This window comes from Pseudomonas sp. B1-22, assembly GCF_050474425.1.
GTDB lineage: Bacteria > Pseudomonadota > Gammaproteobacteria > Pseudomonadales > Pseudomonadaceae > Pseudomonas.
In genome coordinates, this window is record NZ_JBCHVH010000001.1 from 257,390 (window position 1) to 282,802 (window position 25,413).

A 25,413-nucleotide genomic window follows, 5' to 3' on the forward strand; every position below is an offset into this window, starting at 1 on the left:
AAGTTGAATGCGCGGATTCCTTCGCGTAGCCATCACCCTGATCCTGGTCGCCGCCGCCGTACTGGCCGGCACCTGGCTGTGGCGTTATTACATGCTCTCGCCCTGGACCCGCGATGCGCGGGTGCGCGCCGACGTGGTGGTGATCGCCCCGGACGTCTCCGGCTGGGTCACCGACCTGGCGGTTCAGGACAACCAGCAGGTGAAGGCCGGTGACCTGATCATGCGCATCGACCGCGAGCGCTACGCCGCCAACCTCGAACAGGCCAAGGCACTTGCCGAAACCCGCCACCAGCAGTACCTGCTGCGCCAGAGCGAGGCCTCGCGGCGCAACCGCCTGGGCATCGCGGCAATCAGCGCCGAAGACAAGGAAACCGCGCAGATCAACGCGGCCATCGCCAAGAGCGAGTATGACCAGGCACTGGCCCAGCTGCGTCTGGCCGAGCTGAACCTGACCCGCAGCGAGATGCGCGCCCCGCGCGACGGCCAGGTGACCAACCTGCGCCTGGCCCAGGGCAACTACGCCCAGGCGGGCCAGGCGATGATGGCGCTGGTGGACCAGAAGTCCTTCTACGTCACCGCCTACTTCGAGGAAACCAAGTTGCCCGGCATCCGCATCGGCCAACCGGCGCGGGTGGTGCTGATGAGTGGCGACGTCGCCATCGATGGCACGGTGGAAAGCATCAGCAGTGGCATTACCGACCGCAACGCGATTCCCGACAGCCAGTTGCTGGCCAACGTCGAACCGACCTTCAACTGGGTGCGCCTGGCCCAGCGCATCCCGGTGCGCATCCGCCTGGACAAGGTGCCTGACGGCGTGCACCTGAGCGCCGGGATGACCGCCAGCGTTACCGTAAGGCAGTGAGCGCGGCTTCGTCGCGCTCGCGCTGCAGCCAGCAGGACAGTGCCGCGCAGATGACCGATGTCGCCACCAGGCCGATGCCGACCCAGGGCGTCCAGGCGATGCCGGCCAGGCTGATCACCGCGCCGCCCAGCGCTGCGCCGAGGGCCACGCCCAGGTGCATGGCCGAGGTGTTCAGCGCCACCCCGGCGCTGCCGCTGGCCGGGTCGCTGGCCAGCAGGTAGCTCTGTACCGCCGGCGAGATCATCCAGCTGATGGTGCTCCAGACCATCAGGGCGCAGAGCAGCATCCACGGATGCCCGAGGCTCAGCGGGATCGCCAGCATCGCCGCGGCGAACAGCACCGGCACCACGATCAATGCACGGCGATGGCCGAGGCGGTCGCTCAGCCAGCCGCCCAGGTAGCCGCCGCCGATGGCGGCCAGGCCGATCAGCAGCAGGGTCAGGGCAATGCCCTGGCTGTCGGTGATGTCCGCCACCTGCTGGAACCAGGGCGTGATGTAGGCGAACAGGGTGAAGTGCCCGCCCAGCAGGAGGATCGACACCAGTTGCGCCAGGTTCAGCGAAGGGTTGCGCAGCTGGCGACGGTACGCCGCGCCATTGGCCGGGCTGCCGAGGGTTCGGCGGGGCAGGGCGAGGCGCAGCAGGACTGCCAGCGGCAGGGAATACAGGGCGATGGCGGCGAAGATCCAGCGCCAGCCGAACCATTCGTTCACCAGTACGCCGGCCGGCACGCCGAATACCAGCGAGCCGCTGATGCCCATGAAGATCAGGCCGATGGCGCGCCCGCGCTGGGCCGGCGGCGCCAGTTCCACCGCCAGCAGGCTGGCCTGCATGATCAGCAGCCCGCAACAGGCGGCCATGCCGATGCGCATCAGCAGCAGCGGGACGTAGCCGGGGCTCAGTGCCGCGCCGGCGTTGAATATGGCGAACACCAGCAGGGTGACGACCAGCAGACGGCGGCATTCGACACCACGGGTCAGCCAGCCGAGCAGCGGCGCGGCAATGGCGAAGCTCAGGGAGAACAGGGTAGTGAGCTGGCCGGCAAGGCTGAGCGAGACATGAAGGTCATCGGCCAGCGAGGGCAGGATGCCGGTGAGGATGGCCTCGGCAACGCCGGCGGCGAAGGTGCAGAGGGAGAGCAACAGCAGTCGAAGGTCCATGGCGGCTCCGATTCCCGGTGAGGGGTTTCGGGCACGAAGCCTTCGGTTATCCCGGATGGATGTGAGGTGACGGAGGCAGGGTAGTCGAGCGAGGAACTGTATACAAGTTTCCGGGGCCGGTGGCCGGCCCCGGAGCGAGCGTCAGCCGACGGTGATCGGCGGCAGGACGGGCAGCTCGATATTGAGCTTCTCGGTCGGTGCCATGACTTCGGCCTCGCCTTTGACCACGGCCTTGCCGTCCTGGTTGAGCACGGTGGTGCTGATGCGCACGCGGTTCTTCGGCAGCTTTTCCAGCACTTCCAGCTCTACTGTCAATTCATCGCCGAGCTTCACCGGGCGGGTGAAGGTCAGGTTCTGGCCGAGGTAGATGGTGCCCGGGCCGGGCAGGGTGGTGGCGATCGCTGCACTGATCAGCGCGCCGCTGAGCATGCCGTGGGCGATGCGCTCCTTGAATTGAGTAGTGGCGGCGTATTCGGCATCCAGGTGCACCGGGTTGCGGTCACCGGAGACCTCGGCGAAGAGCTGGATGTCGCGCTCGGTGACGCTGCTCTGGAAGTTGGCCTTCTGGCCGACTTCGAGTTCTTCGTAGGGGACGTTTTGCACGGAAGTCATAGGGGCTCCTCAAGGGGCTCGGACTGGCAGACGGGGCAGTGCGCACCCAACCAGTCGATCAGGTTGCGGGTGACCTCGTCGCGGTTGCTCTCGTTGAACAGCTCGTGACGGGCGTCGGGATAAATCTTCAGTTGGACGTCGCGAACCCCGGCCCGGGTCATCGCCTGGGCGAGATCGCGCAAACGCTTGCCCTGGCTGACCGGGTCGCGTTCGCCGCCGATCACCAGCACTGGCAGGTCGCTGCGGATGCGCGACAAGTGCTCCAGCGGGGTGATGTCGGCCAGGCCGCCGAGCAGGTCGAGCCACAGCTGGTTGCTGCAGCGGAAGCCGCAGAGCGGGTCGGCGACGTACTTGTCGACCTCGACGGGATCGCGGCTGAGCCAGTCGAAGGCGGTGCGGTTCGGCTTGAAGGCCTTGTTGAAGGAGCCGAACGAGAGGAAGTCGATCAGCGCGCTGCGCCCCAGCGGCCCCTGCCGCCAGTGCTCGAAGCGGGCGATGGCGCGGGCGCTCCGGTACAGCGCCACCGGCTGGTAGTTGGAGCCGGACAGTACCGCCGCCTTCAGGCTGGCGCTGTGCTGCATCAGGTAGGCGCTGCCGATGTAGCTGCCCATGCTGTGGCCGAGCAGGACGATGGGCAGGTCGGGGTGTTCTTCGCGGATGTGCCGGTTCAGCGTATGCAGGTCGCCGATCACCTTGCCCCAGCCGCCATGGTCGGCGTAATGGCCGAGCTCGCCATGTTCGGCGGTGCGGCCGTGGCCGCGCTGGTCGATGGCGTAGAGGTGATAACCGGCGGCGTTCAGCGCAAGGCCCAGGCGTTCGTAGCGGCCGGCGTGTTCGGCCATGCCGTGGGACAGCATCAGGGCGCCGCGGGACGGGCCTTCCGGCGCCCAGTGGCGGGCGTACAACGGTGTCTCGTCGCTGGCGGTCAGCCAGTAGGCAGCGTAGGGCATGGGTCCTTCCCGATCTGTTGTACGAATTATCGAGCGCAGAGGAGACACGGCGATCATCGCCGACGCTGCGCAGTGTACAGCGCAGCGCGCATCTGCCCAGGCGATTTTTGCGCAGCTCCGCGGGCAGACATTTCCTGTATGGATTGCGTCGGCTGGCCTAGGCTTCCCGCGACGCCAGGCGTTGGGGCCATTGCGCCTGGCAAGGCGGCGGTGGCGTGAGATTCACGCAGTCAATGACGCTTGCGGGAGTCTTTGCGCTGACCGGGGGAACTGCTAGCTTCCGTCAAATGACCGCAACGGCGGTTTTGTTTCGCTCAGGTATGAGGATAAGAATAAATGCAACCTGATTTCTGGAACGACAAACGCCCGGCAGGAGTGCCCAGCGACATCGATCTGACGGCCTACAAGTCCGTGGTGGAAGTCTTCGAGCGCTCCTGCAAGAAATTCGCCGACCGTCCGGCGTTCAGTAACCTGGGTGTGACCCTGACCTACGCCGAGCTGGACCGCCTGTCCGCTGCCTTCGGCGCGTACCTGCAGAAGAACACCGACCTGAAGCCCGGCGACCGCATCGCCGTGCAGATGCCCAACATCCTGCAATACCCCATTGCCGTGTTCGGCGCCCTGCGCGCCGGCCTCATCGTGGTCAACACCAACCCGCTCTACACCGCTCGCGAGATGCGCCACCAGTTCAAGGATTCCGGCGCCCGCGCGCTGGTGTATGTGAACCTGTTCGGCAAGCTGGTGCAGGAAGTGCTGCCCGATACCGGCATCGAATACCTGATCGAGGCGCGCATGGGCGACCTGCTGCCGACGCTCAAGGGCATGCTGGTCAATACCGTGGTCAAGCATGTGAAGAAGATGGTGCCGGAGTACAGCCTGCCCCAGGCCGTCTCCTTCAAGGATGCCCTGCGCCAGGGTCGTGGCCACGGCCTGCAGCCGGTCAAGGTTGGCCTGGAAGACATCGCGGTGCTGCAGTACACCGGCGGCACCACTGGCGTGGCCAAGGGCGCCATGCTCACCCACGGTAACCTGGTGGCGAACATGCAGCAGGTGCATGCCTGCCTGCAGCAGCACGGCCCGGACGGCAAGCCGCTGATGCAGGTGGGCAACGAGGTGATGATCGCGCCGCTGCCGCTGTACCACATCTATGCCTTCACCGCGAATTGCATGTGCATGATGGTCAACGGCAACCACAACGTGCTGATCACCAACCCGCGCGACATCCCCGGCTTCATCAAGGAGCTGAAACAGTGGCGCTTCTCCGCGCTGCTGGGACTCAACACCCTGTTCGTCGCCCTGATGGATCGCCCGGAATTCAAGGAACTGGACTTCTCCAACCTCAAGGTCACCAACTCCGGCGGCACCGCGCTGGTCACCGCCACCGCCGAGCGCTGGAAGGCCTTGACCGGTTGCTCGGTGGTGGAGGGCTACGGCCTCACCGAAACCTCGCCGGTGGTGACTACCAACCCGTACGGCGACAAGGCGCGCCTGGGCACGGTCGGCATCCCGGTGGCAGGCACCGCGCTGAAGGTCATCGACGACGACGGCAATGATGTCGGCCTGGGCGAGCGTGGTGAGCTGTGCGTGAAGGGCCCGCAGGTGATGAAGGGCTACTGGCAGCGTCCGGAAGCCACCGCCGAGGTGCTGGACGCCGAAGGCTGGCTGCGCACCGGCGACATCGCGGTGATCGACCCGGACGGCTTCGTCCGCATCGTCGACCGCAAGAAGGACCTGATCATCGTTTCCGGCTTCAACGTCTACCCCAACGAGATCGAAGACGTGGTCATGGCCCACCCGAAAGTCGCCAACTGCGCGGCGGTCGGCGTGCCGGACGAAAAGTCCGGCGAGGCGGTGAAGCTGTTCGTCGTACCGCGCGAGGGCGGGGTGACGGTGGAAGAGCTCAAGGCCTACTGCAAGGAGAATTTCACCGGTTACAAGGTGCCCAAGCAGATCGTCATCAAGGACGCCCTGCCGATGACGCCGGTGGGCAAGATTTTGCGACGGGAGCTGCGCGAAACGGCTTGAGGTGAGCGTGAATGAAAAAGGGGGCTGATCCAGAATCAGCCCCCTTTTTTATGGCGGGTTGTCGGCCAGAGTCGGTCAACCACCACAGCCGCCACAGCAGCCGTCCTTCTTGCGCAGGATCTCGTAGAGATCGTCCTTGAGCTGGAGCTTCTGCTTCTTCAGCGCCTCGATGGCGTCGTGGGTTGCGGGGGTGATGCCGGCTTCCATGTTCTTGATCTGCTGGTCGAGATCGTTGTGGCTATGGAAGAGCTTTGCAAAGTGCGGGTCCTCGGCTTTGAGGCGAGTAATCTTTTCACGGAATTCGGGAAACATGAGGGTTCTCCAGGAGAGTGCAAAAGCACTTTGCGGGATCCGGACCCCGATAGTGTTGAGGTAGATCACTGAAGTCTTCGCGACGATTGGGGCATATGGGCCTGCGCGAAATCGCCTGATCCGACTCCGAATATTCCCCCCTGCAACGGGGGGCAGTCTGATCGCCAGTCCCATCCTTTTTTCCGGTTTCATTTCCCTGAAATCGACTTTGTCAGACAATCCAACAAGGCTGCAGCCCTTCTGGCACGGGCTTTTCCGACGAGCGGGAGGAGGGTGACCGAAATAGCTGCTTCTGGTCATTTTTCTGACTGGCAAGGCTGTGTTTGGTGCTGGTCGCTGTTTCTCAAAGCTGCTAATCTCGGCCCGCTTTTCGCTCCCTGCCTCCAGGGAAAGCGACATAAACACAACAACGAACCGCACTGCGGTAAAGATGAGCTGTTGCTTAGGAGTGGGCTTCCATGACCGACAATTTCTGGAAGGACAAATACCCAGTGGGGATCGCTGCCGAGATCAACGCTGACCAGTACCCGAACATCCTCGCGGTACTCAAAGAGTCCTGCCAACGCTTTGCAAGCAAGCCTGCCTTCAGCAACCTGGGCAAGACCCTGACCTACGGCGAGATGTACAAGCTCTCCGGGGACTTCGCGGCCTATCTGCAACAGAACACCGATCTCAAGCCCGGCGACCGCATCGCCGTGCAACTGCCCAACGTGCTCCAGTACCCGGTCGTGGTGTTCGGCGCCATGCGTGCCGGCCTCATCGTGGTCAACACCAACCCGCTGTACACCGCGCGGGAGATGGAGCACCAGTTCAACGACTCCGGCGCCAAGGCGCTGGTGTGCCTGGCGAACATGGCCCACCTGGCCGAGGAAGTGCTGCCGAAAACCGGCATCCGCAACGTCATCGTCACCGAAGTGGGTGACATGCTGCCGCCGCTCAAGCGCTTCATCGTCAACTTCGCGGTCAAGCACATCAAGAAGATGGTGCCGGCCTACAACCTGCCCAATGCGCAGAAACTGACCGACGCCCTGGCCAAGGGCCGTGGCAAGGCGGTGGCGGAAGTCTCGCCCAAGAGCGACGACGTGGCCGTGCTGCAGTACACCGGTGGCACCACCGGCGTAGCCAAGGGCGCGATGCTGACCCACCGCAACCTGGTCGCCAACATGCTGCAGTGCAAGGCACTGATGGGCGCCAATCTCAACGAAGGCTGCGAGATCCTCATCGCGCCGCTGCCGCTGTACCACATCTACGCCTTCACCTTCCATTGCATGGCGATGATGCTCACCGGCAACCACAACATCCTGGTGACCAACCCGCGCGACCTGTCGAGCATGGTCAAGGAACTGTCGCAGTGGAAGTTCACCGGCTTCGTCGGCCTGAACACCCTGTTCGTCGGCCTGTGCAACAACGAGGGCTTCCGCAAGCTGGACTTCTCCGCGCTGAAGCTGACCCTGTCTGGCGGCATGGCCCTGCAGCAGGCCAGCGCCGAGCGCTGGAAGGACGTCACCGGCTGCGCCATCTGCGAAGGCTACGGCATGACCGAGACCAGCCCGGTGGTGTCGGTGAACCCGTTCCAGAACATCCAGATCGGCACCATCGGCATCCCGGTTCCGTCCACCCTGTGCAAGGTCATCAGCGATGACGGCCAGGACCTGCCGCTGGGCGAGCGGGGCGAGCTGTGCGTGAAGGGCCCGCAGGTGATGAAGGGCTACTGGCAGCGCCAGGAAGCCACCGACGAGATCCTCGACAAGGACGGCTGGCTGCGCACCGGTGACATCGCAATCATCCAGGACGACGGCTACATGCGTATCGTCGACCGCAAGAAGGACATGATCCTGGTGTCGGGCTTCAACGTGTACCCCAACGAACTGGAAGACGTGCTTGCCACCCTGCCGGGCGTGCTGCAGTGCGCCGCCATCGGCATCCCGGACGAGAAGTCCGGCGAGTCGATCAAGGTCTTCGTGGTGTCCAAGCCGGGCGTCACCCTGACCAAGGAGCAGGTCATGCAGCACATGCACGACAACCTCACCGGCTACAAGCGTCCCAAGTCCGTGGAGTTCCGCGACAGCCTGCCGACCACCAACGTCGGCAAGATCCTGCGCCGCGAACTGCGCGACCAGGAGCTCAAGAAGGCCAAGGCCTGAGCTGAGCGTTGAAGAAACCCGCCGCAAGGCGGGTTTTTTATGCCTGGATGCGCAGGCGTGTAGGGCCGCCAAGCAATCGGCGTGGCGGCCCTTGCCGGTCTTTTGCGACAATTCGCGGATTGTCGCCATGACAGCCCATTCCAGGGACCGGCTCCGCACCTGCTCGCGCCGCTCCCGCCTGATGCACGCGAAGCCGATGACCACAGACAGCACGCCGACTCCCGAACAGCTCCTGCAGCGCATGGATCACGCGATGATCCGCGACCGCCATCGCCTGCGCCGGCAACTCCACGAACTGCGCAAGCACCCCGACGACGCCAAGCTGGCCCAGTGGGCCGAGCGCTTCCAGGCGTCCTGCGTCAAGGTCGAGGCGCGCCGCGCGAGCATCCCGAGGATCCGCTACGACGACAGCCTGCCGATTGCCGCCAAGCGCGACGAGATCAAGGCCGCGCTGGAAAAGAGCCAGGTGGTGGTGATCGCCGGCGAGACCGGTTCGGGCAAGACCACCCAGTTGCCGAAGATATGCCTGGAGCTGGGGCGCGGCACCCACGGCCTGATCGGCCACACTCAGCCGCGCCGTTTGGCCGCGCGCAGCGTGGCGACCCGCGTTGCCGAGGAAATCGGCACACCGCTGGGTTCTTTGGTGGGTTATCAGGTGCGCTTCGAGGACCAGAGCGACGACAGCACCCTGATCAAGCTGATGACCGACGGCATCCTGCTGGCCGAGACCCAGCACGACCGCTATCTGGAACGCTACGACACGATCATCGTCGACGAAGCCCATGAGCGCAGCCTGAACATCGACTTCCTGCTCGGCTTCCTCAAGACCCTGCTGCCGCGCCGGCCTGACCTCAAGCTGATCATCACCTCGGCGACCATCGACCTGGAGCGCTTCTCCAAGCATTTCGGCGATGCGCCCATTGTCGAAGTCTCGGGGCGTACCTACCCGGTGGAAACCTGGTACCGCCCGCTGGCGGCGGAAGTGGACGAGGACGGCGAAGCGCTGTTCGATGACCTCTCCGTGGACCAGGGCATCCTCCGCGCGCTGGACGAGATCGCCGCCCACGAGCGAGAAGTCGGCAAGCGCCCCGGCGACGTGCTGGTGTTCCTCCCCGGCGAGCGCGAAATCCGCGACGCCGCCGACATGCTGCGCAAGGCCAACCTGCGCCACACCGAGGTGCTGCCGCTTTATGCGCGCCTGACGCCAGCCGAGCAGCAGAAGATCTTCGCGCCCATGCCGGGACGCAAGATCGTGCTCGCCACCAACGTCGCGGAAACCTCGCTGACCGTGCCGGGTATCCGCTACGTGATCGACAGCGGCACCGCGCGCATCAGCCGCTACAGCTACCGCGCCAAGGTCCAGCGCCTGCCCATCGAGGCCATCTCGCAAGCCAGCGCCAACCAGCGCAAGGGCCGTTGCGGCCGGGTCGAGCCGGGCATCTGCGTGCGTCTGTACAGCGAGGAAGATTTCAACGGCCGCCCGGCCTTCACCGATCCGGAAATCCTGCGCACCAACCTCGCGGCGGTGATCCTGCAGATGCTCCACCTGCGCCTGGGCGACATCGAGGCCTTCCCCTTCATCGAGCCGCCGGACGGCAAGGCGATCAACGACGGCTTCACCTTGCTGCAGGAACTCTCGGCGGTGAACCGCGAGGGCCAGCTGACGCCGCTGGGCCGCCAGCTGGCGCGCCTGCCCATCGACCCGCGCCTGGGCCGCATGCTGCTGGAAGCGGCGCAACTGGGCAGCCTGCCGGAAGTGCTCACCGTGGCCAGCGCGTTGTCCGTGCAGGACCCGCGCGAGCGGCCGATGGACCGCCAGCAGGCCGCCGACCAGGCCCACGCGCAGTGGAAGGACCCGGACTCGGACTTCGCCGCGCTGATCAACCTCTGGCGCGGCTTCGAGGAACAGCGCCAGGCGCTGGGCTCCAACCCGCTGCGCAACTGGTGCCGGAAGAACTTCCTGAACTATTTGCGTCTTCGTGAGTGGAGGGACGCGCACCGCCAGCTGACGCTGATCTGCCGCGAGCTGCAGCTGCCCTTCAGCAAAGGCGAGGGCAGTTCGCGCAAGAGCGAGCCTGCCCGCGAACAGGCCAAGCCACACGACAATCGTGGTCGCCAGCCAGTCGCCAAAGCGGATGAGCCTAATGCCCGCGATATCGACTACGCCGCCGTGCACAAGGCGATCCTCTCCGGCCTGCTCAGCCAGATCGGCCAGAAGGCGGAGGAGGGCGACTACCTCGGCGCGCGCCAGCGACGCTTCTGGATTCACCCCTCCAGCGTGATCGGCCGCAAAAAGCCACAGTGGATCATGGCCGCCGAGCTGGTGGAGACCACCAAGCTGTTCGCCCGCATGGTCGCCAAGATCGAGCCGGACTGGCTGGAGCCTCTGGCCGGGCACCTGGTGAAGAAAAATTACCTGGAGCCGCACTGGGAAAAACGCCGTGGCCAGGTGGTGGCCTACGAGCAGATCACCCTTTACGGCCTGATCATCGTTGGCCGCCGCGCCGTGCATTACGGCCCGATCGATGCGCCGGTGTCCCGCGAGATGTTCATCCGCGAGGCGCTGGTGCGCGGCGAGATCAACAGCCGCGCCAAGTGCCTGGCGGCCAACCGTCAGCTGCTGGAAAAGCTCGACGAGCTGGAAGCCAAGGCGCGCCGGCGCGACATCCTCGCCGACGAGGAAACCCTGTTCGGCTACTACGACGCGCGCCTGCCGGCGGATATCTACCAGTCCGCCAGCTTCGAGAAGTGGTACGAGCGCGAGCACAAGCAGCAGCCGGACCTGCTGATCATGCGCGAGGAAGACGTCCTCGCCCGCGATGCCAGCGAAGTGACCGCCGGCCTCTACCCGGACCGCCTGCGCCTGGGTGACCTGCAACTGCCGCTCACCTATCACTTCGAGCCGGGCCACGTGCGCGACGGCGTGACTGTGCGCGTACCCGCGCCGCTACTGCCGCAACTGCCTGCCGAACGCCTGGAGTGGCTGGTGCCGGGCCTGCTGGAGGCCAAGTGCATCGAGCTGGTGCGCAGCCTGCCCAAGGCGATCCGCAAGAACTTCGTGCCGGTGCCGGACTTTGTCCGCGCTGCGCTGGGCAAGATGGTCTTCGCCGAGGGCGCGCTGTCCGAGTCTCTCGGCCGCGAACTGCAGCGCATGACCGGCAGCCGCGTGTCGGAAGAGGCCTGGGCGGAAGCCGAGACCCAGGTGGAAAGCCACCTGCGGATGAACATCGAAGTGGTCGACGCCCGTGGCAAGTTCCTCGGCGAAGGCCGCGACCTGGCCGAGCTCACCGCGCGCTTCGCCGAGGCCAGCCAGGCCGCGCTGGCGATCCCGCAGGCGGACAAGCCGCAGAAACCGGTGGAAGCCAAGGGCTTCGGCGAAGTGGCGGAGAAGGTCCAGCAGAAGGTCGCCGGGCTGTCGATGACGGTCTACCCGGCGCTGGTGGAAGAGGCTGGCGTAGTGAAGGAAAACCGCTTCCCGACCCAGGCCGAGGCCGACTACCAGCACCGCCGCGCCCTGCAGCGCCTGCTCCTGCAACAGCTGGCCGAGCCGGCGAAGTTCTTGCGCAGCAAGCTGCCGGGGCAGACCGACATGGGCCTGCTCTACCGCGAGCTGGGCCGCGTCGAGGCGCTGGTGGAAGACATCCTGCTGGCCAGTCTGGACAGCGCCATTCTCGACGGCGAGAGCAACCTGCCGCGCGATGGCGCCGGGCTTGCGTCACTGGCCGAGAAGAAACGCGGCGCCTGGACCGAGCACGCCGAGCGCATCGCCCGCCTGACCCTGGAAATCCTCAAGCTCTGGCACGGCCTGCAGAAGCGCTTCAAGGGCAAGGTCGACCTCGCCATGACGGTGCCGCTGAACGACGTGAAGGGGCAGTTGGCCAAGCTGGTCTACCCCGGCTTCGTGCGCGACACGCCGCTGGAATGGCTGAAGGAATACCCGCGCTACCTTAAGGCGGTCGAGCAGCGCCTGGACAAGGTTGCCGGGCAGGTCCAGCGCGACCGTGTGTGGAGCGGCGAGATGGCCGGTTACTGGGAACAGTATTCGGCGCGCCTGGCCAAGCACGCCCAGGAAGGCAAGCGTGACCCGGAGCTGGCGCTGTACCGCTGGATGCTGGAGGAGTACCGCGTCTCGCTGTTCGCCCAGCAGTTGGGGACCAAGGTGCCGGTGTCGGACAAGCGCCTGTCGAAGCAGTGGAGCCAGGTCGAGGCCTGACCGCGATTGATCTTGTAGGAGCGAGCTTGCTCGCGAACCCGCCCAGCTCCTGAGCTGCCGGGGAATCTATTCGCGAGCAAGCTCGCTCCGACAGGGTGTGAATCCTCAATCCCGCTTCGGGATATTCAGCCCACGCTGCACCGCCGGCCGTGCGAGGAATCGCTCCAGCACGCGCTTCACATTGTGGAAGTTCTCAAAGCCCACCAACTCTCCCGCCTCGTAGAAACCGATCAGGTTGCGAATCCACGGGAAGGTGGCGATGTCCGCGATGGTGTAGCGCTCGCCCATGATCCAGTCGCGGCCTTCCAGGCGCTGGTCGAGCACGGCCAGCAGGCGCCTGGCCTCGTCCACGTAGCGCTGCAGCGGGCGCTTGTCCTCGTAGTCCTTGCCGGCGAACTTGTTGAAGAAGCCCACCTGGCCGAACATCGGTCCGATCCCGCCCATCTGGAACATCACCCACTGCAGCGTCTCGTAGCGGCCAGTGGCGCCGGGGACGATCAGCGAGTCGGTCTTGTCGGCGAGGTAGACCAGGATCGCGCCGGACTCGAACAGTGCCAGCGGCTTACCGTCCGGACCGTTGGGGTCGATGATCGCGGGGATCTTGTTGTTCGGGTTGAGCGAGAGGAACTCCGGGGACATCTGGTCGTTGCGCTCGAAGCTGACCAGGTGCGGCTCGTAGGGCAGGCCGAGCTCTTCCAGCATGATCGACACCTTCACGCCGTTGGGCGTGGGCAGCGAGTACAGCTGCAGGCGGTCAGGGTGTTCGGCGGGCCATTTGCGGGTGATGGGGAACGCGGAAAGGTCTGACATGCATGCTCCGGTCAGGCAACTGAAGAAAAGGTCTCAGAATAGACCTCCGCGCGCTGCCGGTCATGACCCGCGCGCGACAAACCGGTATGGTGCGGCCCCATAGTCACTGGAGATGGAGCCCACCATGAGCCTGCAAGGCACCTACGATCCGCAGAACATCTTCGCCCAGATCATTCGTGGCGAAGCTCCCTGCTACAAGCTGTACGAGGACGACGACGTGCTCGCCTTCCTCGACCTGTTCCCGCAGTCCTACGGCCATACCCTGGTGATTCCGAAGAACTCCCCGGCGCGCAACATCCTCGACGTCGACCCCGATGCGCTGGCCAAGGTAATGCGCGTGGTGCAGCGCCTGACCGGCGTCATCGTCGCGGAACTCAACCCCGATGGCGTACAGGTCGCTCAGTTCAACGGCGCGCCGGCGGGCCAGACGGTGTTCCACATCCACATGCACATCGTTCCGCGCTATGCCGGCGAGGGCCTGGGGATCCACGCCGCAAACAGGGCGGACGCGGGAGAGCTGGAGAAGCTGCAGGCGCGCCTCGTGGCTCGCCTGAACGGCTGAGGAGTACCCGGGCGGTCGGGCTTACTCGACCGCCGGCTTGATATCGAAACCGGTGCGGTTGTCGCTGACGATGCGGAAGGCGTTGTTGCCGCCCGGTTCCAACGGCACCAGCAGTTCGCGGCGCAGCATGGCCTTGCTGCAGAGGCCTTCGCCGTCCTTGTCGCCGATGATGCCGACCACATGCTTGCCCGCCGGCACCTGGAAGCTGGCCGACTCGCCCTTGCCGATGCGCGCGGCTACTTCGTGATCGATGGTGACGGCGACGTAGCAGCCACCACCCAGGTACCCCTCATCGCGGGTCACGTCGACCTGGACGCTGTCCTTGCCCGGTTGCTGATAGGCCAACAGGCGATCGGAAGGAACGGGATGGACTTCATCGCCCTGGTACGAGGCACAACCGGACAGCACCAGCAACGGCAGGACGGCAAGGATCGAACGCATAGATTTCCTCCACGGATGATGCAGCGAAGGCTAGCCCAGAGCGGCCGATCCTGCCGTGAATCGGCCGGCGTACAGAATGAATCGGTCGGATGGCTACTCACTGTAGGAAATTGGAGTAGTCTTTTTGGGGCGGTCGACCCGCTGACGGCCAAGCCAAGGAGCCAGGCTGATGTACCGCAACAGCGATCCCGAACAACTGTACGAACCCAGCACCGGGCCGACAGGGCTGGAAGAGGCCGATCACCGCCTGTTGATGCGGCTGATCTTCGCCTGCACCGGAGCGACCCTGGGGGTGTTCTGCATCCTCCAGAGCCTGGCCGGCAACTACTGGCTGGCCGGCGCCGAGGCGGCAGCCTGTGGTGTGCTGCTGTGGGCCTCGCACCGGCTCAAGCGGGTACGCCGCCTGGTGCCTTGGATCTTCGCCTACCTGCTCCCGACCTTCTGCTTCATCCTCTATATCATCGTCATGCCCAAGGCCTCGGCCACGGCGTTCGTCTGGGTCTACCTGATGCCGGTCATGGCCTACCTGCTGCTGGGCCAGTGGCGCGGCTTCCTGCTGAGCGTGCCGTTCATGCTGCTGGCGACCCTGATGTACCTCTACGTGAACCACCTGCGCCTGGATGCGCCGGGGCTGATCGACATCGGCAACGGCATCTTCTGCGGCGTGCTGGTGCTCGCCTTCATGCACCTCTACGAGGGGCGGCGCGCCGAGGCCTATAAGCAGCTGCGGCACCTGGCGCTCACCGATGCGCTGACCGGCGTGGCCAGCCGCAAGAGCTTCCAGCGCGCGTTGCATCGTTGCATTCAGGAGTCAGCCCGTTACGACGCGCGGCTGGTGCTGGTGGTGCTGGACGTCGATCACTTCAAGCTGATCAACGACCAGTGGGGACACGATGCGGGCGACAAGGCCCTGCAGCACCTGTGCAGGTGCTTGCGCCATCGCTTGCGCGCCACCGACCTGATCGGCCGCCTGGGCGGGGAGGAGTTCGGCATCCTGCTGCCGTTCACCGACCGCTTCGACGCCCAGCCGCTGGTGGAAGCGTTATGCGAGGAAGTCGCCCGGCGACCGCTGGAGTATTCCGGCCAGCAGATTCCGTTGTCCGCCACCTTCGGTCTGGCGGAGTGGCCCACCGACGGCCTGGATGCCGACGAACTTTACCGCTGCACCGATCGCCGCCTGTATCGGGGCAAGGCGGAAGGGCGCAACCGACTGGTCCACAGCGACCCGGTCTGAGCGGCTCAGGCCGCTTCGAGCAGGGCGAGGGTATCGGCGGCGTTCATCATCCGCGCGGCGGCCAGGGGCGTCAGGCCGCTGGCATCCTGGGCCGCAGGGTCGGCGCCGTGTTCCAGGAGGCAACTGACGATCTCCGGACGATTGAACATCGCCGCCATCATCAGGGCGGTCTTGCCATCGGGCGAGACGCCTTCGACGTCGGCACCGTGGCCCAGCAACAGGCGCACCATCTGCAGATCGCCCTTGAAGGCGGCGCCGGCCAGCGGCGTCTGCCCGGCGTTGTTGCGCAGGTCCGGGTCGGCGCCGTGCTCCAGCAGCACCTGCACCGTGGCGTGATGGCCGTAGTAGCTGGCCAGCATCAGCAGGCTGTCGCCCTTGTGGTTGCGCAGATTGGCCGGCAGGCCCTGTCGCAGCAACTGGGCAAGGCGCTCGGTATCGCCCTGGCGGGCTAGATCGATCACCTGGTTGGCGAATTCCACGGTCTGTTCGTCCATTTCCGGGCGGGGCATGTCACTCATCCTTTCGGTTTCCCTGGGCAATGGCGTGAAGCATACGAGCCGTCGCCGGCTATAGCGCGCCAGCGGTGACTATGAGGCCCTTGCAGAAATTCAATCGACGCGCCATGCAGTACGAGGCTTTATTACGGAAAGTGGCGGGATAACCACGCTTTTCCGGCGACTTTTTGCCGAAAATTGCAGCATAATCAGCACCCCCGTGGTTGTACCAAGGTACCACTGCGAACCGCCGGGCGGCGGAAGATGCCGCCTGCAGACGGGGATGGCAGACTGCCTTGCTACATTTTCCGGTATCCGCGCCGTCTCGCGGACCCAGACTATCCAGTGCCGGCCTGCGTGCGGGCACCTTGATGCCTAACCTTGCCGCCTGGTCCGGCGGCCCGATACAGAAGAGGATTGACCGTGCATAAAGTCGTGATCAGCGGAACAGGCCTGTATACCCCGCCGTTCAGCATTTCCAACGATGAACTGGTGGAATCCTTCAACAGCTACGTCCGCATTCACAACGAAGAACACGCCGAGGCGATCGCCAAGGGCGAGATGGAGCCGCTGGCCGAATCCAGCTCCGCCTTCATCGAGAAAGCCTCCGGCATCAAGAGCCGCTTCGTGGTGAACAAGGAAGGCATCCTCGATCCCCATCGCATGGCTCCGCGCATTCCGGAGCGCTCCAACGAAGACTGGGGCATCCTCTGTGAAATGGCCGTACACGCCGCCAGGGAAGCCCTGCAGCGCGCCGGCCGTACTGCGGAAGACATCGACGGCGTGATCGTCGCCTGTTCCAACCTGCAGCGCGCCTACCCGGCGGTGGCCATCGAAGTGCAGGCGGCCCTCGGCATCCAGGGTTTCGGCTTCGACATGAACGTCGCCTGCTCCTCGGCCACCTTCGGCCTGCAGGCCGCGGTGAACAGCGTTCAGCTCGGCCAGGCCCGCGCCATCCTGATGGTCAACCCGGAAATCTGCACCGGCCACCTGAACTTCCGCGACCGCGACAGCCACTTCATCTTCGGCGATGCCGCCACTGCGGTAATCGTCGAGCGCGCCGACCAGGCCACCTCCAAGCACCAGTTCGACGTGGTGAGCACCAAGCTGCTGACCCAGTTCTCCAACAACATCCGCAACAACTTCGGCTTCCTCAACCGCGCTGCGGAAGAGGGCATTGGCGCGCGCGACAAGCTGTTCGTGCAGGAAGGCCGCAAGGTGTTCAAGGACGTCTGCCCGATGGTGGCCGAGCTGATCGGCGAGCACCTGGCGCAGAACGATATCCCGGTCAGCGACGTGAAGCGCTTCTGGTTGCACCAGGCCAACCTGAACATGAACCTGCTGATCACCCGCAAGCTGCTCGGCCGCGACGCCGAGGCCCACGAGGCGCCGGTAATCCTCGACACCTACGCCAACACCAGCTCGGCCGGTTCGGTGATCGCCCTGCACAAGTACCAGGACGACCTGCCCGCCGGCTCCATCGGCGTGCTGAGCTCCTTCGGCGCCGGCTACTCCATCGGCAGCGTGATCCTGCGCAAGCGCTGATCGTGCCCACAAACGACAGCGAACTGTTGTCGCGCCTGCTGGCCGGTGACCAGCAGGCTTTCCGCACCCTGGTAGCCGCCTACCAGGGTGCGATGCGTGCCGTTGCCATCGCCATCGTCGGCGGTGCCCAGGCCGACGAAGTGGTGCAGGATGCCTGGCTTGCTGCCGTGCGCAATCTCGACGGCTTCCAGGGCCGTTCCAGCCTCAAGACCTGGTTGCTGACCATCACCGCCAATACCGCCAAATCCCGACTGCGCAAGGTTCGCCGCGATATCTCGCTGGACGATCTGCCCGTACCCCACGGCAGCATCGACGATGCCCGTTTCGCCGCCGACGGTCACTGGAGCCCGGCACCGCTGGCCTGGCACGAAGATTCCCCGGAAGCCCTGCTGGCCGAGGATGAACTGCGCGAATGCCTGGAAAATACCCTCGCCAGCCTGTCCGAGCTGCAGCGCAGTGTCCTGCTGCTGCGCGAACGGCAGGGACTGGAGCTGGACGAGATCTGTAATCTTCTGGACGTTTCGCTCTCCAATGTCAGGGTGCTGCTGCATCGTGCGCGGCTGAAGGTGTTCGCCACGCTGGAGCACTTCGAGGAGACCGGGGAATGCTGACCTGCAAGGAACTGGTGGCACGCTCCAGCGACCTGCTGGACGAACAACTGGGCTTTCGCGAGAAGCTGGCGCTACGGCGGCACCTGCTGCTGTGCCGCAACTGCCGGCGCTACCTGCGGCAGATGAGGTTGGCCCAGGCGACCCTGCGTGCGCTGCCGGAGAAGACCAGCGCGGACACCGAGCTGCTCGCCGCGCACCTTGCGGAACTGCGCCGGGACCATTCGCGACGCTGAGCCCGCGCAAGGCTCTTCGTAGGAGCGGATCTTATCCGTGAACCCTCCCGGCACTCCGACTATCGCGGACGGCTACCGATCGCTTCGCGGATTAATCCGGCCCCTGCGCATGCCATGCATCCAACCCACCCGACAGCGCCCATGCGCGCGGATGCCCGGACGCCTGCAGCCGTTCGGCGAGCATGGCGGCGGAGAGTTCGTGGGGGCAGGCGCAGTAGATCACCACATCCTTGCCCTCCAGGCTGCCACTCAATTGGTCCAGCGGCGCGTCGAGACCGAAGGGAATGGAGCCGGGGATCGCTTCGCTGTCGAACTGCGCACGCACGTCGAGGACCAGCGGCGGCTGTTCGGCGTTCAGGCGGGCGCGCAGTTCGTCGACGCTGATGCGCGGAATCCGCGAGGTGCGCCGCAGCAGGCTGTAGCGCTGCCAGAGCTTCCAGGCGATGAACAGGGCGAAGGCGCCGAAAAGCAGTGCGGCGCCGAGGCTGGCGTATTGGCTGAGCCAGCCGAGCACATAATCCACTGCATCGCTGAAGATGCTGCCGATCATCAACGCCGAACCGGCCCAGAGCGCGGCCCCGGCGCAGTCATAGCCGAGGAAGCGAGGCAGACGGGTGCCGGTCATGCCGGCCATGGTGGTGGTCAGCGCGCTGGCGCCGGGGAGAAAGCGCGAGATCAGCAGCGCGCGTGGGCCAATGCGCAGATACAGGCTCTGGCTCTGGCGGATGCAGCTGTCCGGTGACAGCGAGACCTTGCACACGCTGCGCAGCATGAAGCCGCCGTAGTGCCGGCCGGCGAAGTACCAGATGCAGTCGGCGATCAGGCAGGCGATGACCGCTACTGCCAGCGCTTCGCCCAGCGGCACGCCGCTGCCTTGCAGGGCCAGGGCGCCAGCGACGATCAGGGCCGGGTAGGCGGGAATCGGCAAACCGAGCTGTTCCAGCAGGACGTTGAGGAACAGCAGGGAAAGGCCGTGCTGCTGGATCAGGGGTTGCAGTTCGTGCATGGGGGCGCCTGAAGGCAAGGTCTTTCAGATGAAGGAGGAAGCATACCGCCAAAGTGGCTGCCGGAAAGCGTCCGCAGCCCGGTCGGACAAGGGTTGGGAGCTATATGACTCAAAGAAATCAAAAGTTCCTTTGTAATAAAAGTTTTATCTACGAGCAACTGATCTGAAATAACCCCTCGCCAAGATTCCCAGCAACACAAACGGGGGCCGCCAGACGGCCTGTGCGTGACCTTGGGGGCCGCGCAGCAGCCAGGCACTCGGCGTGTTCAACGCTAAATACCATTAAGGGGAATCTTCGATGATCCGTAAGCACTTCGCCGGTTACGCCGCCACTGCCCTGGCACTGGCCGTTTCCGCCCAGGCTTTCGCAGGCACAGTCACCACCGATGGCGCCGATATCGTTATCAAGACCAAGGGCGGCCTTGAGGTCGGCACCACCGACAAAGAGTTCAGCTTCAAGCTGGGTGGCCGTCTGCAAGCGGATTACAGCCGTTTCGATGGTTTCTACACCAAGAACGGCAACGAGGCTGACGCCGCGTACTTCCGTCGTGCCTACCTGGAACTGGGCGGCACCATGTACCGCGACTGGAAATACCAGATCAACTACGACATGTCCCACAACTCGGGTAACGCTGACAACGGTTACTTCGACGAAGCTTCCTTCAGCTACATCGGCTTCGCTCCGGTCACTCTGAAGTTCGGTCGTTTCGACCCCGACTTCGGCCTGGAAAAAGCCACCAGCTCCAAGTGGGTTACCGCCACCGAGCGTACTTCCGCTTACGAAATTGCTGACTGGATCAACACCCACCAGGACGGTATGGGTGCCCAGGTGGGCGGTGTGATTGCCAACATGGCCTACGTCGATGCCGGCGTGTTCGCCAAGGACGCCGACGACACCGACGGCGACAGCGTCAAGCAGTTCAACTTCCGTGGCGTGTTCGCTCCGATGAACACCGACGGCAATGTCCTGCACGTCGGTCTGGACTACGCCTACCGCGACCTGAACGACACCGCCTTCGACTCCCGCATCCGTCCGCGTCTGGGCATGCGTGGCGTGGCCACCAACGGCGGTAACGATGCCGGCGACAACGGCAACCGCGCGACCTTCGGCGGCGCTACCCTGAGCCCGGCTGGTTCCTACAAGGACGACTCCACCTGGGGTGCTGAACTGGCCTACGCCTTCGGCCCGTTCTCCGCTCAGGCCGAATACGTCGACCGCAAGTTGAAAGCCGATGCCAATGCCTACCAGGACATCAAGGCTGACGGTTACTACGGCCAACTGGCGTACACCATCACCGGCGAATCCCGCGGATACAAGCTCGATGGCGCCAAGTTCGACACCATCAAGCCGGCTGACAAGCAGCTCGGTGCCTGGGAAGTCTTCTACCGTTACGACCACATCAAGGTCGATGACCCGAACGTGGTCGTGGCCACCGCTACCCGCGACGTGGGCGATACCAAGGCCAGCACCAACACCGTTGGTGTGAACTGGTACGCCAACGAAGCGGTGAAGGTCTCCCTCGACTACGTTCACGTCACCACCGACGGCATCCGCAACGCCAACGGCGACGATGACGGCAACGGCGTCGTGACCCGTCTGCAATACGTGTTCTAAGCACTACGCAGTACCGTTGACTCCTTTGTGTGAACCCCCGCCTCGGCGGGGGTTTTTTTATGGGAACCAGGAAGTTGCTTCCGTATGAACGCCAAACCGCCGACTGTTGTAGGAGCGGATTTATCCGCGATTGGCTCGCCTCACGTAGAAGGTGAAATCATCGCGGACGGAGTCCGCTCCTACGCCCTTGCTGGATCAGCGGAGCAAAGGTCCCGCTGGTCGTCGGCAGAATTCGAACTCAAGCAGCTCATCGAACGGATTGCCCATTTCCAGCCGCGTCCAGCCCAGCTTGAGGAGGAATGCCAGCGCTGCCGGATTGTCCGGCTTCACGCTGGCCCGCCACAGGGGACTGCCCTGCAGTTCCGGCCGGCTCATCACCAGCGTCATTACCGCGCGCCCGATGCCTGAGCCGCGTAATGCCGGGCGCACGGCGAGGTCGGTGACGAAGTAGTACGGACGCGCCGGGGTGGGCAGGCAAACCCCCACCACCGCGACCAGCAGGCCGCCACGCAGAATGCTGTATTGAGCCTTGTCCGCATCGGCGAGTACCTGTTCCAGCCAGTACCGATCCATCGGGCCCAATTGTGCGTCGAGCAGCGGGTCGTCGAACCAGCTTTCGTACAGTGGGATGTCCTCCGGCTGGAAAGGGCGAATCTGCATGCGGGAGCTCTCCGCTGCGGCTATCGGAGGTTTCACCCTCGCATTCCCTGGCCGATTGCGTCAATCGACCCTGAGCGCTCGCGTCATTGAGGCCGCGCGCGGCCAGCACCTACCCTGCGGGCACTCAACCCACCGGGAGTCGACCATGCTGCGCAATCACTTCGAGACCGAGCACAACCTGTTCCGCGATGCGTTCCGATCCTTCCTCGACAAGGAAGTGGTGCCCCACCAGGAAGAATGGGAGGAGGCCGGTGTGGTGGACCGCAGCGTCTGGCGCAAGGCAGGGGAGATGGGCTTCCTGTTGCCCTGGGCGGAGGAGGAGTACGGCGGAACCGCGCTGAAGGATTTCCGCTACGAACAGATCATGTGTGAGGAACTGGCCGCTATCAACGAGCCGGGCTTTATGATCCCGCTGCACTCGGCGCTGTGCGGTCCCTACATTGCCGAGTACGGCAACGCCGAGCAGAGGGCCCGCTGGCTGCCGGGCATCATCCGTGGCGAGAGCATCCTGGCGGTGGCGATGACCGAGCCGTCGGCCGGCTCCGATCTCGCCGGGATGCGCACCACGGCAGTGGACAAGGGCGACCACTTCGTCCTCAACGGCTCCAAGGTGTTCATCTCCAATGGCCTGCTGGCGGACCTGGTGATAGTCGCGGCGAAGACCGACCCTTCGAACAAGCATGCCATGGGCCTGTTCGTGGTCGAGCGCGGCATGGAAGGCTTCGAGCGCGGGCGCAACCTGAAGAAGCTGGGCATGAAGAGCCAGGACACCGCCGAGCTGTTCTTCAACAACGTCAAAGTGCCGAAGGAAAATCTGCTGGGCGACGCCAAGGGCGGCTTCTTCTACCTGATGAACATGCTCGCCCAGGAGCGCCTGACCAACGCCTGTGGCGCGGTGGCTGGCGCCGAGGCGGCGCTGAACGCGACCATCGACTATGTGAAGGAGCGCAAGGCCTTCGACCGTCCGGTCGCGCACTTCCAGAACACCCGCTTCAAGCTCGCCGAGATGCGCACGCAGATCGACGTGGCACAGGTCTTCACCGACCGCTGCGTGATGGACCACAACCAGAAGAAGCTCACCCCCGAAGTCGCCGCCGAGGCCAAGCTATTCACCACCGAGCTGTTGTGCAAGGTGGTCGATGAGGGCGTGCAACTGCATGGTGGCTGGGGTTACATGTGGGAGTATCCGATCTGCAAGATGTACGCGAACGCGCGTATTCAGCGCATCTTCGCCGGTACTTCGGAGATCATGAAAGAGATCATCAGCCGCGGCATGAAGCTCTGAGGCGCGGCGCCCACGCATCGATTGAGCGAAACAGGAGTGCCCATGAACGGCCCGCTCGCCTCACTGAAGATCCTCGATTTCTCCACCCTGCTGCCGGGGCCGTTCGCCTCGCTGCTGCTGGCCGACATGGGTGCCCAGGTGCTGCGGGTGGAGTCGCCCACGCGCATGGATCTGGTGCGTGTGCTGCCGCCGCACGCGGACGGCACCTCCGCCAGCCACGCCTACCTCAACCGCAACAAGCGTTCCATCGGCCTGGACCTCAAGCAGCCCCAGGCGGTGGAGGTGGTGAAGCAACTGGTGCAGGAATACGACATCGTGCTGGAGCAGTTCCGCCCCGGTGTGATGGACAAGCTGGGCGTGGGCTACGAGGCGCTCAGGGCGATCAACCCGAAGCTGATCTACGTGTCGATCACCGGCTATGGCCAGACCGGCCCGTTCCGTGATCGCGCCGGGCACGACATCAACTACCTGGCCCTGGCCGGCGTCGCCAGCTACACCGGCCGCCGCGACACCGGCCCGCTGCCGCTGGGCGTGCAGTTGGCGGACATCGGCGGCGGGTCGCTGCATGGCGTGATGGGTTTGCTGGCCGCGGTTATCCACCGCCAGCAGACGGGAGAGGGGCAGCAGGTCGACGTGAGCATGACTGACTGCGCCTTCAGCCTGCATGGCATGGCCGGCGCGGGCTTCCTCGCAGCGGGTGTGGAGCCGGAGATGGAAGGCCTCGCACTCAACGGCGGCAGCTTCTACGACTACTACCGCACCCGCGATGGCCGCTGGTTTTCGGTGGGCAGCCTGGAGCCGCAGTTCATGCAGCAGTTCTGTGCCGCCATCGGCCGCCCGGAGCTAGCCGCACGCGGGCTGTCGCCCAAGCCGGAGGATCAGCGGGCGCTCAAGCGTGAGATCGCCATCGAGTTCGAGAAGCACGATTTCAGCGAGTGGCAGGAACGCTTTGCCGTGCTGGACGCCTGCGTCGAGCCGATGCTGTCGTTGTCCGAGGCCGTCGAGCATCCACAACTGCGCGAACGCGGCGTGGTTACCGGCGTTCCTAATGGCAAGGGTGGCGAGCAGCGGCAGATCGCCTGTCCGATCCACTTCTCCGCCGGCCTGCCCGAGCCGCGCCATATCGGTGTCGCATTGGGCGCGCACACGGTCGAGGTGATGGCGGAGCTGGGCTACTCGGCCGAGCAGGTCGAGGCGCTGAAGGCGGCGAAAGTCATCGCCTGAGCGGCATCACTCGCGGCGGGTTTCGCCGGTGAAGATCAGCGTCGCGCGGCAACGCCGGCAGTAATAGCGGCGGCCCTGGGTGACCAGGTTGTGGCGCTGGGCGGAGAAGGGGAATTCGTTGCCCTCGCCGCAGTGGCAGCGGTAGAGATAGCGGGTGGCGCGACGGCGCTTGATCTCGTAGGTGTGGCAGCGGTCCGGCGGCAGCCCATAGATGCCGCGCATGATCAGTTGCCACTCCTCGCCGTGCGGGCGGATGCGCGGGCCGAACATCTGGTGGGCGATCAGGTGGGCCACTTCGTGGGCCACGGTCTGTTGCAGGAAATGGTCGCGGTTTTCCCGGTATAGCTGCGGGTTGAAGCGCAGCAGGTTCTCATCGAGGTGGGCGACGCCGGCCTTCTGGCCGCGTAGCCGGAAGCTCACTTCCGGGCGGGGAAAGCGCCGCTGGAAGAAGGCTTCGGCCTGCTGGTAGCAGGCTTCGACGCGAGCGTTGAGCTGTTCAGGCATACAGTGGTTCTCCGACGGGGGCAGATTATGCCGCAGTCGAAGCGCGGGTGGAGCATTTCTCGTGGCCGCTCGTCCGGGGTGCAGGTTCAGGCAAGCCAGGCGAGTTTCAGGCAAGCGCGCAAAAGAAAACCGGGCCACTGGGGCCCGGTCGTTCATTTCGTGGTCAGGATCAGGTGTATTCCGGGCCAACGCCGCTGCCCCAGAGGATCACCGACAGGGCGATCATCGCCACCAGCACCACCAGTCCCACCGCCAGCACCGAGCTGGAGAACAGGAAACCTTCATCCTTGGGAATGTTCATGAAGGTCGGGATGCCGACGTAGAGCAGGTAGACGGTGTAGCAGATCGCGGCGGTGCCGATGATCATGCCCAGCCACAGGTGCGGATAGAGCGCCGCCAATCCGCCGATGAACAGCGGGGTAGCGGTGTACGCGGCAAATACCACGCACTGGGTCATCGAGGGCGCGGCGTCATAGGTCCGTGCCATCCAGTGGATGAAGGCGCCCATCACGGCGACGCCGGCGAGCATGGCGATATAGGTCATGATGGTCAGCTGCATCGCACTGGCGGCCGTGAGCTTGACCGGTCCTGCATTGCCCAATACCCAGCCGACCTGCGTGGTGCCGATGTAGGCGGAAATGACCGGGATGGCAGCGAGGATCAGGACGTGGGTCAGGTACATGTGGCTGATGGATTCTTCCTCGCCACGGATTTCCTGCCATTCCTGATCGGGATGGGTGAAGAGCCCCCACACATGATGGATCATGTCAGCATTCTCCTCTTCTTATAGAAGGTCGCCCCCCAGCGAAGCGCCGGAGACGCGTAGCCAGCGTCATCCGGTGCTCGGCCGACCTATGCGACCTTAAGTCGCAGTATAGGGAGGGCTAAAGGCCTCGTCGTCCGTGGGTTTAG

General features: G+C 64.7%; 23 protein-coding genes. 12 read left to right on the forward strand and 11 right to left on the reverse strand.

Annotated elements, in window-relative coordinates; all coding sequences use genetic code 11:
* Nucleotides 1-7 precede the first annotated feature (7 nt).
* A complete protein-coding gene (locus ACQ5BL_RS01190; protein WP_207885119.1) occupies nt 8-862 on the forward strand; it encodes an efflux RND transporter periplasmic adaptor subunit in 855 nt (284 codons plus the stop codon).
* Here ACQ5BL_RS01190 and ACQ5BL_RS01195 read toward each other — a convergent pair.
* From ACQ5BL_RS01195 to ACQ5BL_RS01205, 3 genes are all read right to left on the reverse strand, one after another.
* Entirely contained in the window at nt 846-2,021 is a 1,176-nt protein-coding gene (locus ACQ5BL_RS01195; protein WP_243805836.1) for an MFS transporter, read from the reverse strand. The two genes, ACQ5BL_RS01190 and ACQ5BL_RS01195, sit on opposite strands and share 17 nt — an antisense overlap.
* A gap of 141 nt (nt 2,022-2,162) precedes the next feature.
* Nucleotides 2,163-2,633: a MaoC family dehydratase gene (locus ACQ5BL_RS01200; RefSeq protein WP_243805834.1), complete on the reverse strand. Its 471-nt coding sequence runs from the start codon at nt 2,631-2,633 to the stop codon at nt 2,163-2,165.
* Nucleotides 2,630-3,583 (reverse strand): alpha/beta hydrolase, encoded by a 954-nt coding sequence (locus ACQ5BL_RS01205; RefSeq protein WP_243805833.1) that lies wholly within the window; start codon nt 3,581-3,583, stop codon nt 2,630-2,632. Before ACQ5BL_RS01205 ends, ACQ5BL_RS01200 begins: the two co-directional genes overlap by 4 nt.
* A 336-nt stretch (nt 3,584-3,919) precedes the next feature.
* On the opposite strand from ACQ5BL_RS01205, the gene fadD2 reads away from it, so the two are divergent.
* Nucleotides 3,920-5,608 (forward strand): long-chain-fatty-acid--CoA ligase FadD2, encoded by a 1,689-nt coding sequence (fadD2, locus tag ACQ5BL_RS01210; protein WP_207885115.1) that lies wholly within the window; start codon nt 3,920-3,922, stop codon nt 5,606-5,608.
* A gap of 75 nt (nt 5,609-5,683) precedes the next feature.
* Here the strand turns inward: fadD2 and ACQ5BL_RS01215 are convergent, their stop codons facing one another.
* Nucleotides 5,684-5,920: a YdcH family protein gene (locus ACQ5BL_RS01215; protein WP_207885114.1), complete on the reverse strand. Its 237-nt coding sequence runs from the start codon at nt 5,918-5,920 to the stop codon at nt 5,684-5,686.
* 458 nt (nt 5,921-6,378) lie between these two features.
* Here ACQ5BL_RS01215 and fadD1 point away from each other — a divergent pair, with 458 nt between their 5' ends.
* Together fadD1 and hrpA are read left to right on the forward strand one after the other, a co-directional pair.
* Nucleotides 6,379-8,064, forward strand: coding sequence for a long-chain-fatty-acid--CoA ligase FadD1 (gene fadD1, locus ACQ5BL_RS01220; protein ID WP_243805831.1), 1,686 nt, complete (start codon nt 6,379-6,381; stop codon nt 8,062-8,064).
* A gap of 196 nt (nt 8,065-8,260) precedes the next feature.
* Nucleotides 8,261-12,277, forward strand: coding sequence for an ATP-dependent RNA helicase HrpA (gene hrpA, locus ACQ5BL_RS01225; protein ID WP_243805829.1), 4,017 nt, complete (start codon nt 8,261-8,263; stop codon nt 12,275-12,277).
* Nucleotides 12,278-12,382: 105 nt separating this feature from the next.
* Here hrpA and ACQ5BL_RS01230 read toward each other — a convergent pair whose 3' ends face one another.
* A complete protein-coding gene (locus tag ACQ5BL_RS01230) occupies nt 12,383-13,087 on the reverse strand; it encodes a glutathione binding-like protein (RefSeq protein ID WP_243805827.1) in 705 nt (234 codons plus the stop codon).
* A gap of 124 nt (nt 13,088-13,211) precedes the next feature.
* On the opposite strand from ACQ5BL_RS01230, the gene ACQ5BL_RS01235 reads away from it, so the two are divergent.
* Nucleotides 13,212-13,649: an HIT family protein gene (locus tag ACQ5BL_RS01235; RefSeq protein WP_243805825.1), complete on the forward strand. Its 438-nt coding sequence runs from the start codon at nt 13,212-13,214 to the stop codon at nt 13,647-13,649.
* Between the two features lie 21 nt (nt 13,650-13,670).
* On the opposite strand, the gene ACQ5BL_RS01240 is transcribed toward ACQ5BL_RS01235, so the two are convergent.
* On the reverse strand, nt 13,671-14,090 hold the full coding sequence (locus tag ACQ5BL_RS01240) for a 3-isopropylmalate dehydratase (RefSeq protein ID WP_243805823.1): 420 nt from the start codon (nt 14,088-14,090) through the stop codon (nt 13,671-13,673).
* A gap of 169 nt (nt 14,091-14,259) precedes the next feature.
* Between ACQ5BL_RS01240 and ACQ5BL_RS01245 the strand changes: the two genes are divergently transcribed.
* On the forward strand, nt 14,260-15,324 hold the full coding sequence (locus ACQ5BL_RS01245) for a GGDEF domain-containing protein (protein ID WP_207885108.1): 1,065 nt from the start codon (nt 14,260-14,262) through the stop codon (nt 15,322-15,324).
* 5 nt (nt 15,325-15,329) lie between these two features.
* On the opposite strand, the gene ACQ5BL_RS01250 is transcribed toward ACQ5BL_RS01245, so the two are convergent.
* Nucleotides 15,330-15,842, reverse strand: a complete 513-nt coding sequence (locus ACQ5BL_RS01250) for an ankyrin repeat domain-containing protein (RefSeq protein WP_243805820.1) — start codon at nt 15,840-15,842, stop codon at nt 15,330-15,332.
* A 399-nt stretch (nt 15,843-16,241) separates the two neighbouring features.
* Here ACQ5BL_RS01250 and ACQ5BL_RS01255 point away from each other — a divergent pair, with 399 nt between their 5' ends.
* From ACQ5BL_RS01255 to ACQ5BL_RS01265, 3 genes are read left to right on the forward strand one after another with little or no spacing between them, the layout of a single operon-like run.
* The gene (locus ACQ5BL_RS01255) at nt 16,242-17,363 is read left to right on the forward strand and encodes a beta-ketoacyl-ACP synthase III (protein WP_243805819.1); all 1,122 of its coding nucleotides are present in this window, start codon (nt 16,242-16,244) and stop codon (nt 17,361-17,363) included.
* Nucleotides 17,360-17,974 carry an RNA polymerase sigma factor gene (locus ACQ5BL_RS01260; protein ID WP_243806137.1) on the forward strand — a complete coding sequence of 205 codons (615 nt, stop codon included), beginning with the start codon at nt 17,360-17,362 and terminating at the stop codon, nt 17,972-17,974. Before ACQ5BL_RS01255 ends, ACQ5BL_RS01260 begins: the two co-directional genes overlap by 4 nt.
* The gene (locus tag ACQ5BL_RS01265; RefSeq protein WP_207885105.1) at nt 17,968-18,207 is read left to right on the forward strand and encodes a zf-HC2 domain-containing protein; all 240 of its coding nucleotides are present in this window, start codon (nt 17,968-17,970) and stop codon (nt 18,205-18,207) included. Before ACQ5BL_RS01260 ends, ACQ5BL_RS01265 begins: the two co-directional genes overlap by 7 nt.
* Before the next feature lie 91 nt (nt 18,208-18,298).
* Here ACQ5BL_RS01265 and ACQ5BL_RS01270 read toward each other — a convergent pair whose 3' ends face one another.
* Complete coding sequence (locus ACQ5BL_RS01270) at nt 18,299-19,213, reverse strand: VTT domain-containing protein (protein ID WP_243805817.1); 915 nt, start codon at nt 19,211-19,213, stop codon at nt 18,299-18,301.
* 298 nt (nt 19,214-19,511) lie between these two features.
* Between ACQ5BL_RS01270 and ACQ5BL_RS01275 the strand changes: the two genes are divergently transcribed.
* Nucleotides 19,512-20,828 (forward strand): OprO/OprP family phosphate-selective porin, encoded by a 1,317-nt coding sequence (locus tag ACQ5BL_RS01275; protein ID WP_207885103.1) that lies wholly within the window; start codon nt 19,512-19,514, stop codon nt 20,826-20,828.
* A gap of 195 nt (nt 20,829-21,023) precedes the next feature.
* Here the strand turns inward: ACQ5BL_RS01275 and ACQ5BL_RS01280 are convergent, their stop codons facing one another.
* Nucleotides 21,024-21,488: a GNAT family N-acetyltransferase gene (locus ACQ5BL_RS01280; protein WP_207885102.1), complete on the reverse strand. Its 465-nt coding sequence runs from the start codon at nt 21,486-21,488 to the stop codon at nt 21,024-21,026.
* 145 nt (nt 21,489-21,633) lie between these two features.
* On the opposite strand from ACQ5BL_RS01280, the gene ACQ5BL_RS01285 reads away from it, so the two are divergent.
* Together ACQ5BL_RS01285 and ACQ5BL_RS01290 are read left to right on the forward strand one after the other, a co-directional pair.
* Nucleotides 21,634-22,773, forward strand: coding sequence for an acyl-CoA dehydrogenase family protein (locus tag ACQ5BL_RS01285; RefSeq protein WP_243805815.1), 1,140 nt, complete (start codon nt 21,634-21,636; stop codon nt 22,771-22,773).
* A gap of 42 nt (nt 22,774-22,815) precedes the next feature.
* A complete protein-coding gene (locus tag ACQ5BL_RS01290) occupies nt 22,816-23,997 on the forward strand; it encodes a CaiB/BaiF CoA transferase family protein (RefSeq protein WP_243805813.1) in 1,182 nt (393 codons plus the stop codon).
* A gap of 6 nt (nt 23,998-24,003) precedes the next feature.
* Here ACQ5BL_RS01290 and ACQ5BL_RS01295 read toward each other — a convergent pair whose 3' ends face one another.
* Both ACQ5BL_RS01295 and ACQ5BL_RS01300 read right to left on the reverse strand, forming a co-directional pair.
* Entirely contained in the window at nt 24,004-24,501 is a 498-nt protein-coding gene (locus ACQ5BL_RS01295) for a SprT family zinc-dependent metalloprotease (RefSeq protein WP_243805811.1), read from the reverse strand.
* A 169-nt stretch (nt 24,502-24,670) separates the two neighbouring features.
* A complete protein-coding gene (locus tag ACQ5BL_RS01300) occupies nt 24,671-25,267 on the reverse strand; it encodes a Yip1 family protein (protein ID WP_207885098.1) in 597 nt (198 codons plus the stop codon).
* Between the last annotated feature and the right edge of the window lie 146 nt (nt 25,268-25,413).

What these genes read in the sequence shown, in the direction of transcription:
- ACQ5BL_RS01190 (WP_207885119.1), top strand. Translation starts at nt 8, where the DNA reads ATGCGCGGATTCCTTCGCGTAGCCATCACCCTGATCCTGGTCGCCGCC.
- ACQ5BL_RS01195 (WP_243805836.1), bottom strand. Translation starts at nt 2,021, where the DNA reads ATGGACCTTCGACTGCTGTTGCTCTCCCTCTGCACCTTCGCCGCCGGC.
- ACQ5BL_RS01200 (WP_243805834.1), bottom strand. Translation starts at nt 2,633, where the DNA reads ATGACTTCCGTGCAAAACGTCCCCTACGAAGAACTCGAAGTCGGCCAG.
- ACQ5BL_RS01205 (WP_243805833.1), bottom strand. Translation starts at nt 3,583, where the DNA reads ATGCCCTACGCTGCCTACTGGCTGACCGCCAGCGACGAGACACCGTTG.
- fadD2 (WP_207885115.1), top strand. Translation starts at nt 3,920, where the DNA reads ATGCAACCTGATTTCTGGAACGACAAACGCCCGGCAGGAGTGCCCAGC.
- ACQ5BL_RS01215 (WP_207885114.1), bottom strand. Translation starts at nt 5,920, where the DNA reads ATGTTTCCCGAATTCCGTGAAAAGATTACTCGCCTCAAAGCCGAGGAC.
- fadD1 (WP_243805831.1), top strand. Translation starts at nt 6,379, where the DNA reads ATGACCGACAATTTCTGGAAGGACAAATACCCAGTGGGGATCGCTGCC.
- hrpA (WP_243805829.1), top strand. Translation starts at nt 8,261, where the DNA reads ATGACCACAGACAGCACGCCGACTCCCGAACAGCTCCTGCAGCGCATG.
- ACQ5BL_RS01230 (WP_243805827.1), bottom strand. Translation starts at nt 13,087, where the DNA reads ATGTCAGACCTTTCCGCGTTCCCCATCACCCGCAAATGGCCCGCCGAA.
- ACQ5BL_RS01235 (WP_243805825.1), top strand. Translation starts at nt 13,212, where the DNA reads ATGAGCCTGCAAGGCACCTACGATCCGCAGAACATCTTCGCCCAGATC.
- ACQ5BL_RS01240 (WP_243805823.1), bottom strand. Translation starts at nt 14,090, where the DNA reads ATGCGTTCGATCCTTGCCGTCCTGCCGTTGCTGGTGCTGTCCGGTTGT.
- ACQ5BL_RS01245 (WP_207885108.1), top strand. Translation starts at nt 14,260, where the DNA reads ATGTACCGCAACAGCGATCCCGAACAACTGTACGAACCCAGCACCGGG.
- ACQ5BL_RS01250 (WP_243805820.1), bottom strand. Translation starts at nt 15,842, where the DNA reads ATGAGTGACATGCCCCGCCCGGAAATGGACGAACAGACCGTGGAATTC.
- ACQ5BL_RS01265 (WP_207885105.1), top strand. Translation starts at nt 17,968, where the DNA reads ATGCTGACCTGCAAGGAACTGGTGGCACGCTCCAGCGACCTGCTGGAC.
- ACQ5BL_RS01270 (WP_243805817.1), bottom strand. Translation starts at nt 19,213, where the DNA reads ATGCACGAACTGCAACCCCTGATCCAGCAGCACGGCCTTTCCCTGCTG.
- ACQ5BL_RS01275 (WP_207885103.1), top strand. Translation starts at nt 19,512, where the DNA reads ATGATCCGTAAGCACTTCGCCGGTTACGCCGCCACTGCCCTGGCACTG.
- ACQ5BL_RS01280 (WP_207885102.1), bottom strand. Translation starts at nt 21,488, where the DNA reads ATGCAGATTCGCCCTTTCCAGCCGGAGGACATCCCACTGTACGAAAGC.
- ACQ5BL_RS01285 (WP_243805815.1), top strand. Translation starts at nt 21,634, where the DNA reads ATGCTGCGCAATCACTTCGAGACCGAGCACAACCTGTTCCGCGATGCG.
- ACQ5BL_RS01290 (WP_243805813.1), top strand. Translation starts at nt 22,816, where the DNA reads ATGAACGGCCCGCTCGCCTCACTGAAGATCCTCGATTTCTCCACCCTG.
- ACQ5BL_RS01295 (WP_243805811.1), bottom strand. Translation starts at nt 24,501, where the DNA reads ATGCCTGAACAGCTCAACGCTCGCGTCGAAGCCTGCTACCAGCAGGCC.
- ACQ5BL_RS01300 (WP_207885098.1), bottom strand. Translation starts at nt 25,267, where the DNA reads ATGATCCATCATGTGTGGGGGCTCTTCACCCATCCCGATCAGGAATGG.